12 protein-coding genes are annotated in these 13,660 nt (G+C 66.3%); 3 read left to right on the top strand and 9 right to left on the bottom strand.

Annotated elements, in window-relative coordinates:
• Nucleotides 1–4 precede the first annotated feature (4 nt).
• Genes J2W36_RS24045 through J2W36_RS24035 form a run of 3 tightly spaced genes read right to left on the bottom strand, consistent with a single transcriptional unit; the run spans nucleotide 5 to nucleotide 3,155 of the window.
• Nucleotides 5–763: a PA3715 family protein gene (locus tag J2W36_RS24045; RefSeq protein WP_307692304.1), complete on the bottom strand. Its 759-nt coding sequence runs from the start codon at nucleotides 761–763 to the stop codon at nucleotides 5–7.
• A complete protein-coding gene (gene murI, locus J2W36_RS24040; RefSeq protein WP_307692303.1) occupies nucleotides 760–1,605 on the bottom strand; it encodes a glutamate racemase in 846 nt (281 codons plus the stop codon). Before murI ends, J2W36_RS24045 begins: the two co-directional genes overlap by 4 nt.
• Nucleotides 1,602–3,155 carry a fumarate hydratase gene (locus J2W36_RS24035; RefSeq protein ID WP_307692302.1) on the bottom strand — a complete coding sequence of 518 codons (1,554 nt, stop codon included), beginning with the start codon at nucleotides 3,153–3,155 and terminating at the stop codon, nucleotides 1,602–1,604. Before J2W36_RS24035 ends, murI begins: the two co-directional genes overlap by 4 nt.
• A gap of 126 nt (nucleotides 3,156–3,281) precedes the next feature.
• Here J2W36_RS24035 and fumC point away from each other — a divergent pair, with 126 nt between their 5' ends.
• A complete protein-coding gene (gene fumC / locus J2W36_RS24030; protein WP_307692301.1) occupies nucleotides 3,282–4,679 on the top strand; it encodes a class II fumarate hydratase in 1,398 nt (465 codons plus the stop codon).
• Nucleotides 4,680–4,693: 14 nt separating this feature from the next.
• On the opposite strand, the gene J2W36_RS24025 is transcribed toward fumC, so the two are convergent.
• Nucleotides 4,694–5,311: an NAD(P)-dependent oxidoreductase gene (locus J2W36_RS24025; RefSeq protein ID WP_307692300.1), complete on the bottom strand. Its 618-nt coding sequence runs from the start codon at nucleotides 5,309–5,311 to the stop codon at nucleotides 4,694–4,696.
• Between the two features lie 180 nt (nucleotides 5,312–5,491).
• On the opposite strand from J2W36_RS24025, the gene J2W36_RS24020 reads away from it, so the two are divergent.
• Nucleotides 5,492–6,508: a metal-dependent hydrolase gene (locus J2W36_RS24020; RefSeq protein ID WP_307692299.1), complete on the top strand. Its 1,017-nt coding sequence runs from the start codon at nucleotides 5,492–5,494 to the stop codon at nucleotides 6,506–6,508.
• Nucleotides 6,509–6,536: 28 nt separating this feature from the next.
• Here J2W36_RS24020 and J2W36_RS24015 read toward each other — a convergent pair whose 3' ends face one another.
• A complete protein-coding gene (locus J2W36_RS24015; RefSeq protein WP_307692298.1) occupies nucleotides 6,537–7,826 on the bottom strand; it encodes an aminotransferase class V-fold PLP-dependent enzyme in 1,290 nt (429 codons plus the stop codon).
• Between the two features lie 17 nt (nucleotides 7,827–7,843).
• Complete coding sequence (locus tag J2W36_RS24010; protein WP_307692297.1) at nucleotides 7,844–8,737, bottom strand: transporter substrate-binding domain-containing protein; 894 nt, start codon at nucleotides 8,735–8,737, stop codon at nucleotides 7,844–7,846.
• Between the two features lie 145 nt (nucleotides 8,738–8,882).
• On the opposite strand from J2W36_RS24010, the gene J2W36_RS24005 reads away from it, so the two are divergent.
• Nucleotides 8,883–9,803 carry a LysR family transcriptional regulator gene (locus J2W36_RS24005; protein WP_307692334.1) on the top strand — a complete coding sequence of 307 codons (921 nt, stop codon included), beginning with the start codon at nucleotides 8,883–8,885 and terminating at the stop codon, nucleotides 9,801–9,803.
• Here the strand turns inward: J2W36_RS24005 and proX are convergent, their stop codons facing one another.
• The 3 genes from proX to proV are packed head-to-tail and all read right to left on the bottom strand — an operon-like array spanning nucleotide 9,804 to nucleotide 13,323.
• Nucleotides 9,804–10,841 (bottom strand): glycine betaine/L-proline ABC transporter substrate-binding protein ProX, encoded by a 1,038-nt coding sequence (gene proX / locus J2W36_RS24000; protein WP_307692296.1) that lies wholly within the window; start codon nucleotides 10,839–10,841, stop codon nucleotides 9,804–9,806. It lies immediately after the preceding gene.
• Nucleotides 10,842–10,875: 34 nt separating this feature from the next.
• On the bottom strand, nucleotides 10,876–12,030 hold the full coding sequence (proW, locus tag J2W36_RS23995; protein WP_307692295.1) for a glycine betaine/L-proline ABC transporter permease ProW: 1,155 nt from the start codon (nucleotides 12,028–12,030) through the stop codon (nucleotides 10,876–10,878).
• 18 nt (nucleotides 12,031–12,048) lie between these two features.
• The gene (gene proV / locus J2W36_RS23990; RefSeq protein WP_307692294.1) at nucleotides 12,049–13,323 is read right to left on the bottom strand and encodes a glycine betaine/L-proline ABC transporter ATP-binding protein ProV; all 1,275 of its coding nucleotides are present in this window, start codon (nucleotides 13,321–13,323) and stop codon (nucleotides 12,049–12,051) included.
• Between the last annotated feature and the right edge of the window lie 337 nt (nucleotides 13,324–13,660).

Below are 13,660 nucleotides of genomic sequence, written 5' to 3'. Positions count from 1 at the left end.
GTGGTCAGTCGGCCGTGAAGCCGCGGGGCACGCTGTAGACGCTGCCCTCGAACTGCAGTGTGGCCGTGCGAAACGTGGCGGGCTGCTCGCGCGTCACGCACTCGTCGCCCTGTGTGCTCGATTGGCTCACCGAGCGGGTCTGGCGCACCTGCAGGTCGGCATAGCCGTGGCTTTCGCTGCGCAGCACTGTCAGTCCGCTGCGCACCGTCTCGAAACTGCCTGCGCAGCTGGCGTCCCATTCGCCGCGTTCGAGCGTCACTTCGAAGCCGCGCAGCAGGCGCAACAGGCGCGGTCCCTGCGGCACATACAAGCTCAGCCGTTCGCTTTCATAAGGGTTGGTGCGCGATGCGCCGCGGTGCGTGATGCGCAAGCCGAACGCGCGCTCGTCCTTGCCGAGCATGTACCTCGCCGAATCCAGCTTGATCTCCGACACGCGGATGGCGTCTTCGGTCAGCGCCGACGGCTCATACAACCGGCTGACGATGCGCGCGCGGTCGGTGTTGCCGTTGTCTGCCTGCTGGACCACCAGCACGTCGAGATCGAAGGTCGAGAGCTCCTGCTGCGACGAAGCGCGCGGCAACGGCAGCACCACGATGTAACGCCCCAGCACGCCGCGCCAGGGCTCACACAAGGCCAGTTCATGGTCGAGCCTGCGATCCGGGTGCAGCTTGGCGTGCAGGCGTTCGGCCAGCCCGGTGTCGCAGGCGGCGTGACTGGCCAGGCAGGTGGCGGCGAGCGCGAAGGTGGCCACCAGGCGTTTCATGCCGATTCCGGACCGGCAGTCCAGGCTGTGGCCTCCGTGAACCCGGCCTGTCGTGAGAGCCAGCGGGCGGCTGCGGCTTCGAGCGCGGCCACATCGCCGCTGCCCGTCAGCCGGACGTCGCCGGCCTGCGCGTCGTCGGCCAGCAGATCGGCGGCGGCCAGCAGGCGGCGCGTCTGCTGCGCGACAGGCACGCCGGTATCGAGGAAGCCCACCGACACACCGGTATGGCGCCGGAACTCGTCGGCCACCAGCGGGTAATGGGTACAGCCCAACACGAGGGTGTCGATCTGCCCGGCGGCGGTGCCGAAGTCGCCCGCCTTGCGCACATAGCGTTCGCACAGGCGGGCGATCTGTGCGCTGTCGGCCTGCTCGATGGCCGTGGCCAGCCCGTCGCAGGCGACGGCGTGGAAATGGACCTGCCCGGCGAGTGCGTCGCGCAAGGCCTGGAATTTGCGGCTGGTCACCGTGCCGCGGGTGGCAAGAACGGCGACCTGTCGGGTTCGGCTGAGGGCCACCGCCGGCTTGAGCGCGGGCTCCAGCCCGACCAGCGGAAACCCCGGATGGTCTGCGCGAAGCAGGTGGATGGCGGCTGCCGTGGCGGTGTTGCAGGCCACCACCAGCGCCTTGATGCCATGGGTGTCGCGCAGGTCGTGCGCCACGGCCTGCGTGCGCTGCGCGACGAAGGCATCGTCGCGTTCGCCGTACGGCGCGTGGGCGGCATCCGCGAAATAGACGAAGCGCTCGTACGGCAGGGCGGCGCGCAGCGCGTTCAGCACGCTGAGTCCGCCGACGCCGCTGTCGAACACGCCGACCGGCTGATGACGCGCGGCGCCGAGGTTCAAGCCGTTGCCACGGGAATGGTCTTGAACTCGCCCGAGGCGATGCGCTTCTGCCACTCGGCCGGGCCGGTGATGTGCGCGCTGGTGCCACCGGCGTCGACCGCCACCGTCACCGGCATGTCGACCACGTCGAATTCGTAGATGGCTTCCATGCCCAGGTCCGCGAAGCCCACCACCTTGGCGGTCTTGATCGCCTTGCTCACCAGGTAGGCGGCGCCGCCGACGGCCATGAGGTATGCGCTCTTGTGTTTCTTGATGGCCTCGATGCCGGTCGGGCCACGCTCGGCCTTGCCGATCATTGCGATCAGGCCGGTCTGGGCCAGCATCATTTCGGTGAAGCCGTCCATGCGGGTGGCGGTGGTGGGGCCGGCCGGGCCGACCGCTTCGCCCTTGACCGGATCGACCGGGCCAACGTAGTAGATGACGCGGTTGGTGAAGTCCACCGGCAGCTTCTCGCCCTTGAGCAGCATGTCGGCGATGCGCTTGTGCGCGGCGTCGCGGCCGGTGAGCATCTTGCCGTTGAGCAGCAGCGTGTCGCCGGGCTTCCAGCTCGCCACTTCCTCGGGCGTGAGGGCGTTCAGGTCGACCTTCTTGCTCTTGTTGTAGTCGGGCGCCCAATCGACATCGGGCCACAGGTCAAGCGAGGGCGGCGTGAGGTACACCGCGCCGCTGCCGTCCATCGTGAAGTGCGCATGGCGGGTGGCCGCGCAGTTCGGGATCATCGCGACCGGCTTGCTGGCCGCATGCGTCGGGTACATCTTGATCTTGATGTCGAGCACGGTCGATAGGCCACCCAGGCCCTGCGCGCCGATGCCCAGCGCGTTCACCTTTTCGTAGAGCTCGATGCGCAGCGCCTCGACCTTGCTCAGCTCGGCGCCCGAGGCCTTCTTGGTCTGCAGCTCGTGCATGTCCAGGTCGTCCATCAGGCTTTCCTTGGCCATCAGCGCGGCCTTCTCGGCGGTGCCGCCGATGCCGATGCCCAGCATGCCGGGCGGGCACCAGCCGGCACCCATGGTCGGCACGGTCTTCAAGACCCAGTCGACCACGCTGTCGCCGGGGTTGAGCATGACCAGCTTGCTCTTGTTTTCGCTGCCGCCGCCCTTGGCCGCGACCGTCACTTCCAGCTTATCGCCCGGCACGATCTCGGTGAAGATCACCGCGGGCGTGTTGTCCTTGGTGTTCTTGCGGTCGAACTGCGGGTCGGCCACGACCGAGGCGCGCAGCGTGTTGTCCGGGTGGTTGTACCCACGGCGCACGCCTTCGTTGATGGCGTCATCCAGGCTGCCGGTGAAGCCGCCCCAACGCACGTCCATGCCGACCTTGAGAAACACGTTGACGATGCCGGTGTCCTGGCAGATCGGGCGCTGGCCGGTCGCGCTCATCTTGCTGTTGGTGAGGATCTGCGCGATCGCATCCTTCGCCGCCGGGCTCTGCTCGCGTTCGTAGGCCTTGGCGAGGTGCGCGATGTAGTCGGTCGGGTGGTAGTAGCTGATGTACTGCAAGGCGGCAGCGACCGACTCGATCAGGTCGTCCTGCTGGATGGTGGTGGTCATGGCGTTCATCGTAGGGTTGGATTGCTCGCACATGCGAGCCATTCTCGTTTGGGGCTATGCTGTCAGGATTTGCTGCGCATTTTTCGAATTGTGCAGGCCCCCTATTTTGACAGCGGAGCTTTTTCCATGACGACCAGCCAGAACATCCGTGTCGAGCGCGACACCTTCGGCCCTATCGAAGTGCCAGCCGACAAGCTGTGGGGGGCGCAAACGCAGCGCTCGCTGCAGAACTTCGACATCTCCGGCGAAAAGCAGCCCGCCGAGATCATCACCGCGCTGGCCCAGGTCAAGCGTGCTTCGGCCGTGGTCAACCACGCGCTCGGCCTGCAGGACGAGAAGAAGACGAACGCCATCGTGGCCGCGGCCGACGAGGTCATCGCCGGCAAGCACCCGGGCGAGTTCCCGCTGGTCGTGTGGCAGACGGGTTCCGGCACGCAGACCAACATGAACGTCAACGAGGTGTTGGCCAACCGTGCGAGCGAGTTGCTCGGCGGCGAGCGTGGCGAGGCGCGTGTCGTACACCCCAACGACGACGTCAATCGCAGCCAGTCGAGCAACGACGTGTTCCCGACGGCGATGCACGTGGCTGCGGTGCAGGCGCTCACGCACCGGCTCCTGCCGGCCATCGCCAAGCTGCGCGGCACGCTGGCGCAGAAGGCGCAGGACTTCGATGGCATCGTGAAGATCGGCCGCACCCATCTGCAGGACGCCACGCCCCTCACGCTGGGCCAGGAGTTCTCTGGCTACGTCGCCCAACTCGATCATGGCGAGCGCCACGTCCGCGCTGCATTGCCGCACCTGTGCGAACTGGCGCTGGGTGGCACGGCGGTGGGCACGGGCCTGAACGCGCCCAAGGGCTATGCCGAACAGTCGGCCGCCGAGTTGGCGCGCCTGACCGGGCTGCCCTTCGTCACGGCGCCCAACAAGTTCGAGGCGCTGGCCTCGGTCGATGCGCTGGTGCACGCGCATGGCGCGCTCAAGACGCTGGCCGCCAGCATGATGAAGATCGCCAACGACGTGCGCTGGCTCGCCAGCGGCCCGCGCAGCGGCATCGGCGAATTGAGCATTCCGGAGAACGAACCCGGCTCGTCCATCATGCCGGGCAAGGTGAATCCGACGCAGAGCGAGGCCGTCACGATGCTGGCCGCGCAGGTGTTCGGCAACGACGTGGCCATCAACTTCGGCGGCGCTTCGGGCAACTTCGAACTCAACGTGTTCCGCCCGATGGTGGCGCACAACTTCCTGCAGAGCGTGCGCCTGCTGGCCGACGGCATGGTGAGCTTCAACGACCACTGCGCCGTGGGCATCGAACCGAACCGCGAACGCATCGCCGAACTGGTGCAGCGCTCACTGATGCTGGTGACAGCGCTGAATACGCACATCGGTTACGACAAGTCGGCCTACATTGCCAAGAAGGCGCACAAGGAAGGCAGCAGCCTGCGTGAAGCCGCGATCGCTTCGGGCCACCTCACGGCCGAGCAGTTCGACCAGTGGGTGGTGCCGGAGAACATGACCGGCCGCTGAGGCCGGGGTGAGCGTCAGTACCCGATGGTGTAGCGCTGGCGCGGGTGGGCAGGCTTTTCAAGTTCTTCGATGAACGCGATCGCGAAATCTTCGAACGTGATCCAGCTGCGGCCTTGCGCGCTCACCAACAGGTCGTCCTTGCCCAGGCGGAACTGCCCGGTGCGCTTGCCTTCGACGAACTCCGCTGACGGGGACAGGAATGTCCAGTTCAGATCCGTCTCGTCGCGCAGCGCATCCAGGAACGCGCTGCCGGCCGAAGCCTCTGCCTTGTAGGCGTCAGGAAAGTCCGGCGTGTCGATCACTTTCACGCCGGGGGCTGCGAACAGGCTGCCCGCGCCGCCGACGACCAGCAGGCGTTTCACGCCGGCGCGCTTGACCGGCTCGACGATCGCAGCGAACGGAACGGTCGAGAAATGGGCGGCGCTGAACACGGCGTCGTGGCCGGCCACGGCCTTCTCGAGTGCGGCGCTGTCCAGCACGTCGACGTCGAGCGGTTTCACATGGGCGCGGCCGGCCAGCTTGGCACTGGCATGGCGGGAGATGGCTGTGACGGTATGGCCGCGGCGCAAGGCTTCTTCGAGAAGGCGGCCACCGGCGCGTCCGGTGGCGCCGATGATGGCAATGTGGCTCATGAGGAACTCCTGAAGGGCTGAAACAAGGGGGGCGTTGTGCCCCGCATCTTAGATTTCCCCTGTCAAAGAACCACACCGGTTTGCGTGCTTGTCTGTTTCCTGAATGGTGCAAATGGTGATCGCGAAGGTGATGGACCTTGCTCGCGGCAGGCCATTGCGCGGCCCGCAGAATAGCGGCCCATGGATTCCGTTTCTCAAATTGCGCTGGGCGCTGCCATTGGCGTGGCGGTCATGGGTCGGCGCACAGCCGTGTGGAAAGCGGCGCTCTGGGGTGCGGTCGCCGGCACGTTGCCCGACCTCGACGTGCTCATCGACCACGGCGACCCGATCCGCAACATGGTGCTGCACCGTGCGCAAACGCATGCGCTGTTCTGGCTGACCCTGTTCTCGCTGCCGTTTGCGGCCGCCGTGGCGCGCCTGCAGGGGGAGTGGCCGGCCTGGAAGCGCTGGTGGCTGGCGCTCTGGCTGGCGCTGGTCACGCATCCCCTGCTCGACACCCTGACGGTCTACGGCACCCAACTGGCGCTGCCGTTGACCGACCACCCGTTTGGCGTGGGCAGTGTCTTCATCATCGATCCGCTGTACACGGTGCCGCTGCTGGTCGGCACGGCCTCTGCGCTGGCATGGCACAAGGACCGGCGCGGTCGCGTAGCCAACATCATCGGCCTGGCGTTGAGCACGGCCTACCTGGGCTGGGGCATGGTGGCGCAGCAGCAGGCGGCGCGCGTGGCGCAGGCTTCGCTGGCGGCGCAAGGCATCTTCGCAGAACGCGTGCTGGTCACGCCCACGGCCTTCAACAGCGTGCTGTGGCGCGTGGTGGCGATGTCAGGCGACAGCTATCACGAGGGCTTCTATTCGCTGCTGGACGCCACGCCGAGTGTGCGTTTCGATCGTTTCGCGCGCGGCACGGCGCTGGCCGGCGCGATTGCCAACGACGAAGGCGCGCAGCGCATCGCATCTTTCAGCCAGGGCTTTTACAAGGTGGATGAAGACGATGCAGGGCGCGTGCGTATCACTGACCTGCGGATGGGACAGGAGCCGGCGTACACCTTCAGCTTTGCGGTGGCCCAGTGGCGCGCCGGCAGCCTCGTTCCACTGGAGGCGCCCCTGCTGGTCGGCGGGCGTCCGAATGTCCAGCGTGTGCTGTCCTGGCAATGGCAACGCGCGCTCGGCCATCCGCTGCCACCACCGCGCTGACGAAGGACCGTAGCGACCTCCGTGCGCTTCAGCCCGCGGCGCGCGCGGCCAGCGTGCGGGTCACGTGCAAAAAGCGGTCGATGTCGGCGGGCGTGTGGCAGTGCAGCGGCGAGATGCGCACCGCGCCCTTCAGGCCCAGCGATTCCAGCATGCGCCGGGAATAGATGCTGCTCACCACGCGTTCATACACGGTCACACCGTGCTGGGCGTAGTCGTGCACAGCCTGCGTGTGGTCGATGCCGTCGAACCCGATGCCGATGATCAGGTCGCGCCGGGTCAGGTCCGGATGGTCGAGGAACACCTGCACGCCGGGCATGTGCCGCAGGCCGGGCGCGGCTTCGCTGCCTTCGAGCAGGCGCCACAGCAGCGCGCGTTCGTGCAACTCGATGTGCGTGATGCCCGCCGCGAACAGTCCGCGGCGATCGGCGACATCGCTGAAGTGACCGCCCAGCCAGCAGACGTAGTCGACGATTTCCGTGACCACCGCGAACTGGCCCGGTGCCGAACTGCCGAGGTCCCAGAAGTCGGCCTTCTTGCCGCTGAGCTTGTCGTGCGGAAGCACGGCCGCGCGCGGCGACAGCCAGGCGATGCCCGAGCCGCGGCAGCCGAAGAACTTGTAGGGTGCCAGCGTGATGCCGTCGACCGGCGTCTTCTGCAGGTCGATGAGCCCGTGCGGCGCATGCTGGACCGCGTCGACCAGGATGTAGAGGTCGGGCTTGATTTCGCGCGCGCGCCGCACGATGGCCTCCAGGTCGAGCTTGGCGCCCGAGATGTTCGACGCGTAGATCACGTTCAAGAGGCAGGTGTCGGCGTCGATGTGCCGGAGGATTTCCTCCACATCGATGCCGCCGGTTGCGGGGTTGCTGGCGGCCACGCGCAATTCACGGCCCAGCCGCTGGGCGTACTGCGCCATCGCGTCGTAGGCCGACGGATGCTCCAGCGCGGTCGTGACCATGTTCTGGCCCGGCACGTTCTCGACCACGGCGCGGACCAGGTCGAACATCGCGCCCGATGCGGTGAGGGCGGCGTACACGCTGCCGCCCTCGGCATTGAGGATGGTGCGGACGTCTGCCGTCGCATTGGCCTGGATCGTCTTCAGTTCTTCGGCGACGTCGTGGATGCGTTCAGCGTTGTCGGGAATTGCATCGATCTGCGCGAGCCGTTCGAGCGCCGAGCGCAGCCGGAACGAGCCGCCTGCGTTGTCGAAGTACAGGCGCTCGCGCCCCCGGTGGTCGTGGCTCACGTGGAGGAAGCGGCTGCGCACGGCCTGCTGGAGCGCGTCGGGGAAAAGCAGGCCCTGGGGATGGTTTGTGGTCATCTGCGGTGTCGGTGCGTTCAAACGCCCTTGTTGTTCGGATTCTTGTAAACGTCGCGCACGGCGTCGCTCATCGGGAAATTCAGGTTCACGCCGCTCGGCGGAATCGGTTGGGTGAACCACTTGGCGTACAACTGTGCCATCTCGCCAGACTTCATCAACTGGATCATGGTCTGGTCGACCAGCGCCTGGAACTGCGGATCGTTCTTGCGCAGCATGATGCCGTAGGGCTCCTGACGCAGCACCACGTCCTTGAGGATCACGTAGTCCGAGGGATTCGGCGCGGTGGCAATCAGTCCGGCGAGTTGCACGTCGTCGAGCACGTAGGCCACCGCGCGGTCGCTGGCCAGCAGCAGGAAGGCGTCCGCCGTGTCCTTGCCCGAAATCTCCTGAACGTCGACGTTCTCGCTGCGGCGGAAGCTGCGCAGCAGCTGGATCGACGTGCTGCCGGTCACCGTCGCTACCGGCTTGCCACCCAGGTCGGCCAGCGAGGTGATGCCCGAGTTCTTCTTGACCGCCACCGTGATGTTGGTGACGAAGTGGCTCGGCGCAAAGGCGACCTGCTGCTGGCGCGCCACGGAGTTGGTGGTGGTCGCGCAGTCAAGGTCGACCGTGCCGTTCTGTATCAGCGGGATGCGATTGGTCGAAGTCAGCGTCGTGTACTGAACGTTGAGCTTGGGCAGGCCGAGCTTGGTCTTGACCGCGTCGACGATCTTCAGACAGATGTCGTTGGAAAACCCGATCGGCTCGCCGCTGGCATTGAGCCGGTACGAGAACGGGATGGAACTGTCGCGGCTGCCGATCTGGATCGTGCCGGTCTCCTTGATCTTGCGCAACGTGTCGCTGTCTTGCGCCATGGCGTTGGAGACGAGGAGGGCGGTGCCCAGGGCAAGCGCCAGCAGTCGGATGTTCATGGGAAGGCTTTCGTTGAGGTGAAACGGGTGACGGCGATTCTGAAAGTCCGCAGAGATTTCAAAAAGCGATTTTTTGTGCTCGAATTGCATTCCTTAAAGTGATTCGAATCAATGATCCCCTCTCTGGGGCGAGGAACGCACCGTGATGACCTTCAAGCAACTCGAGGCGCTCTACTGGATCGGCCAACTGGGTGGCTTTGCAGCCGCAGCGCACAAGCTCAACACTTCGCAGTCGGCCGTTTCCAAGCGGGTGCACGAGCTGGAGATGCTGTTCGACACCGCACTCTTCGACCGCAGCCAACGCACGGCAAGGCTCACGGAAAAGGGCGAGGAGATGTTCGTGCTCGCACGCCGGCTGCTGCAGCAGCGCGATGCGGCGGTCGAGCAGTTCGGCAAGCCGGAAGTCATCGAGCGGCGCCTTCGCCTGGGCGTGACCGAACTCACGGCCATGACGTGGCTGCCGCGGCTCGTCGGCCTGGTCCAGCAACACTATCCCAAGGTCACGCTGGAACCCGACGTGGACGGAAGCCTGCCGCTGCGCGACAAGCTGCTGGCCGACGAACTCGACCTGATCGTCGTGCCCGATGCCTTCGGTGATGCGCGCATTCCCGGCACGACCATCGGGCAGGTCGAAAGTGCGTGGATGTGCAAGCCGGGCGCGTTGTCGTCATCGGGCAGCGTACGGCTGCACGAGCTGGCGCGCCACCGCATGCTGGTGCAGGGCCAGGCTTCGGGCACCGGCCGGCTCTACGACACGTGGATGAAGGCGTTGGGCGTCGTGCCCGCAGACGCCATCGTGGTGAGCAACCTGATCGCGCTGACGGGGCTCACGGTGTCGGGGTTGGGCGTGAGTTATCTGCCGCGCCAGTGCCTGCAGCCGCTGATCGCCGCGGGCATGCTCGCGGTGCTCGATGTGCGGCCACCCCTGCCACCCGTGCCCTATGTGGCCATGCACAAGGGCGAGCATCGCAGCGCATTGACTGCCTCGATCGTCATGCTGGCGCAGTCGTGCTGCGACTTCACGCGCATCTTCCAGGCCATGCCCGAAGACGCGCCGGTCGCCTGATCAGGGCTTGTGGTCCGCCGCGGCGCGTGCTTCGGCCAGCCAGCCGTCGAACGTCGCCTGGTGGGCGCGGATCCAGCCGTCGGTATGGCGCTCGAGATCTTGCTGCGAATTCGCACCTTCGTTCATGCGCAGGTTCTGCGCGTTGATGTCGGCAATGGGCAGTTGCATCACTGCGAACAGCTTGCCGGCGGCCGGGTTCTTGTCGACGAAGGCCCGGTTGGCGACGATCTGTTGCTGGTTGGCCATGAAGCCGTAGTTCCGGCCGTTCGGCAACTGGGTGTCGACCTTGCCATCCTTGCCTTGCGAGGCGGAGAACGGCACCTGAAGCCACACGACGTCCGTGCCCGGGCGCAGCACGGCGCTCACCCAGTACGGCATCCAGGTGTAGTACAGGATGGGCTGCCCCTGCTTGAAGCGGGAGATGGTGTCGGCGATCAGCGCCGCATAGCTGCCCTGCTTGTGGGTCACGCTGTCGCGCAGGCCATAGGCGCTCAGGTGCGCCTCGATGGCCAGTTCGCAACCCCAGCCTGGATTGCAGCCGGTCAGGTCGGCCTTGCCATCGCCGTCGGTGTCGAACAGCCGGGCGATGGCTGGGTCCTTGAGCTGGTCGATGCGGGTGATGCCGTACTGCTCGGCCGTCTTCTTGTCGATCAGGTAGCCCTGCACAGCGTTGTCGGAATACACACCCTGGCGATACAGCTTGGCGTCGCCACCGCTGTTCTTGTAGAAGTCCGCATGCAGCAGGCTCCAGTGGTTGGCCATGAAGGTGGCGTCGCCGTTGGCGATGGCCAGGTGTTCTGTGGCCGGTTCCAGGTCTTTCATGGGCTCGACGGTGTAGCCGAGCTTTTCGAGCGCACGCGAAACCAGCAGCGTCTGGAAGGCCTCTTCGGCCAGCGAGCTCTTGAGCGGCTGCACGGTCACGCCTTCGCCGGGTCGGTCGTCGTTGGCGCTGGCGCGTTGCACCAGTCCGAGCGCGAGCAGGCCGCACAGGCCGAGCGCGAGCAGGCCATGGCCTGCAAAGGATCGTGTGATTTTCATGCGTTGAATTTCCTGGGGCAAGTCATGGTGTTCTTCAGTGCGTCGCGGCGGCCAGTGCAGGCGGTGCCGAGCGGTCATTGCCCGTGGCGGGCTGCAGGCGCTGCAACAGCTTCCAGGCCATGCCAGCCGGGCCGGTCTGCCACCAATGGCGGACGTTGTCGCGGCGGGACGTGCCCATGGCCTGCGTGAGGCGGTCGAGCGTGATGGCCAGCAGCACGATGCCCAGGCCACCGACGGTCGCCAGGCCCATGTCCAGGCGGCCGATACCGCGCAGCACCATCTGGCCGAGACCGCCGACAGCGATCATCGAGGCGATCACCACCATCGACAGCGACAGCATCAAGGCCTGGTTGATGCCTGCCATGATCGAGGGCATGGCCAGCGGCAGCTGCACTTTCACCAGCATCTGCCAGGGCGAAGCGCCGTAGGCGCGTGCGGCTTCGATGAGGTCAGGACGCACCTGGCGGATGCCCAGGTTGGTCAGCCGCACCAGAGGGGCCAGCGCGAAGATGATGGTCACGATCACACCAGGCACGTTGCCGATGCCGAAGAGCATCACCACGGGCACGAGGTAGACGAAGGCTGGCGTGGTCTGCATGGCATCGAGCACCGGCCGCGTCAGACGCTGTGCACGGTCGCTGCTGGCCAGCAGCACGCCCAGCGGCAGGCCAATGGCCAGGCAGAACACCAGCGAGGTCAGCACCAGCGACAGCGTGACCATGGCCTCGGGCCAGATGCCCAGCATGGCGACGAGCAGCAAGGCCAGCGTCGTGCCGATGGCCAGCGCACGGCCGGTGAACTGCCAGGCGAGCATGCCCACGAGCGCGATCATGGCGAGCGTCGGCAAGGTGGTCAGCAGGCTCTGCACCCCGGCCAGCGTGCTGTCAATGGGCACGCGCACGGTCTGGAAGAAAGGGCGGAAGTGAACCACCACCCAGCTCAGGCCATGGTTGATCCAGGCTTCGATGGGCAGCGAGCCGTCCCACAGGCGGTGCAGGCCGAAGCCATCGCCCGAAGGATCGGCGCCCAGTTGATGGGCGGTGTCCACTGCGGAGGCGGGTGCGTCGAGCCAGTCGGTGTTGGCCGATGGGTCCGGCGGTGCGGATGCGGCCTGCCATGGGTCGACGGTCGTTGCTGCGGCTTGCGGGGACTGGGTCTGAAGCGTGTCGGTGACTGTGTTCTCGTTCATTCTTGCGGGTTCCCTTGATCAGTGAAATTCGGCGACTGCAGTGGCCACGGTGGTCGCCGGCGCTGGCGTGGAGGGCTGCGCGCTCGGCTCCACCGGTGGCGTGTCGCGGTCGAGGAACTTCAGCAGCGTGGTTTTGCTGATCGCGCCGCAGAAGCGGCCATCGGCATCGACCACCGGCACCGCACAGGGTGTTTGCGCCACTTGGCCGAACAGGTCGGCCACGGAGGCGTCGGCGGCAATGGGCGTCACCCCTTCGAGAAACGCATGCTGCAGTCCGAGCGGGCCGGCGTGCCCGTCGAGCGCCTTGCGCAGGGTGTCGGACGACAGGGTGCCCAGATAGCGTTTGCCCGGGCTGACGACGTAGGCGTAGTCGCGGTCCTGGTCTTCCAGCATCTTGAGCGCCGCGCGTGCGCCGCGGTCGGCATGTTCGGACACCACGGTGAGTGACTTGCGGGCGATGTCGGCGGCCTTGAACACGGCGGCCGCGTCCACGCCGCGCACGAAGCTGCGCACGTAGTCGTTGGCCGGGTTGCGCAGGATGTCGTCGGGTGTGCCGACCTGGATCACCTGGCCGTCCTTCATGATCGCGATACGGTCACCGATGCGCATGGCCTCGTCGAGGTCGTGCGAGATGAAGACGATGGTGCGGCGCTGCTCCTGCTGCAGGCGCATCAGCTCGGACTGCATCTCGGTGCGGATGATCGGATCGAGCGCCGAGAAGGCCTCGTCCATCAACAGGATCGAGGGGTCCGACGCCAGGGCACGTGCCAGCCCTACGCGTTGTTGCATGCCGCCCGAGAGTTCATCGGGATAGCTGTCGCCCCAGGCGGCCAGCCCGACCTGCGCGAGCGCGTGGTCGGCTTGCGCCAGGCGTTCCTTTCGGCTGGCGCCGGCGAGTTCGAGCCCGAAGGCCGTGTTTTCACGCACCGTCATGTGCGGCATCAGCGCAAAGGACTGGAACACCATGCTGATGTCCTTGCGCCGCAGGGCGCGCAGCTTGGCATCGGAATGGCCATTGATGTCCTGGCCGTCGATCACGATACGTCCGGCGGTCGGCTCGATCAGCCGGTTGAGCAGGCGCACCAGCGTCGACTTGCCTGAGCCCGACAGGCCCATGATGACGAAGATCTCGCCCGCCTGGATTTCGAAGCTCGCATCGAAGACGCCGATGGAGTTGCCGGTCTGCGCGAGGATCTCGCTCTTGCTCGCGCCTTGCGCGACGAGGTCGAGCGCGCGTTGCGGGTCGTCGCCGAAGACCTTGAAGACGTGGTCGATGAGAATGCCTTTGGCCATGCGCTGGGTTCCTTAGGTGGGTTGCACGAAGCGCCACCCCGAGGGGTGACGGCCACGGCACCAGGCTTCGGGCACGACGGGCGTGACGACGCGCGGCGAGCCTCGAAGGGCTGCCCAGGGGCACTGACGACGACAAAAGGACGACGAAACCAGTGCCCGCCGGGAGCGTCATTCGGAGCGGCGGGCCTGGTCGAAGGGGCCGCCCGATGCGCTGTGACGTGGCAATGGGGCCGGAAAACCGGCCAGGGGCGCCGGGCGGTAAGCCCGGCTAATGAGACCCTGCACCGCGACGGGATTCGGTGATCCGCGAGTAGTGCAGGATGACCAACATATTCAG

The sequence above is a fragment of the Variovorax ginsengisoli genome, assembly GCF_030811835.1.
GTDB lineage: Bacteria > Pseudomonadota > Gammaproteobacteria > Burkholderiales > Burkholderiaceae_C > Variovorax > Variovorax ginsengisoli_C.
This window is presented reverse-complemented; position numbering and strand designations above follow the sequence as displayed.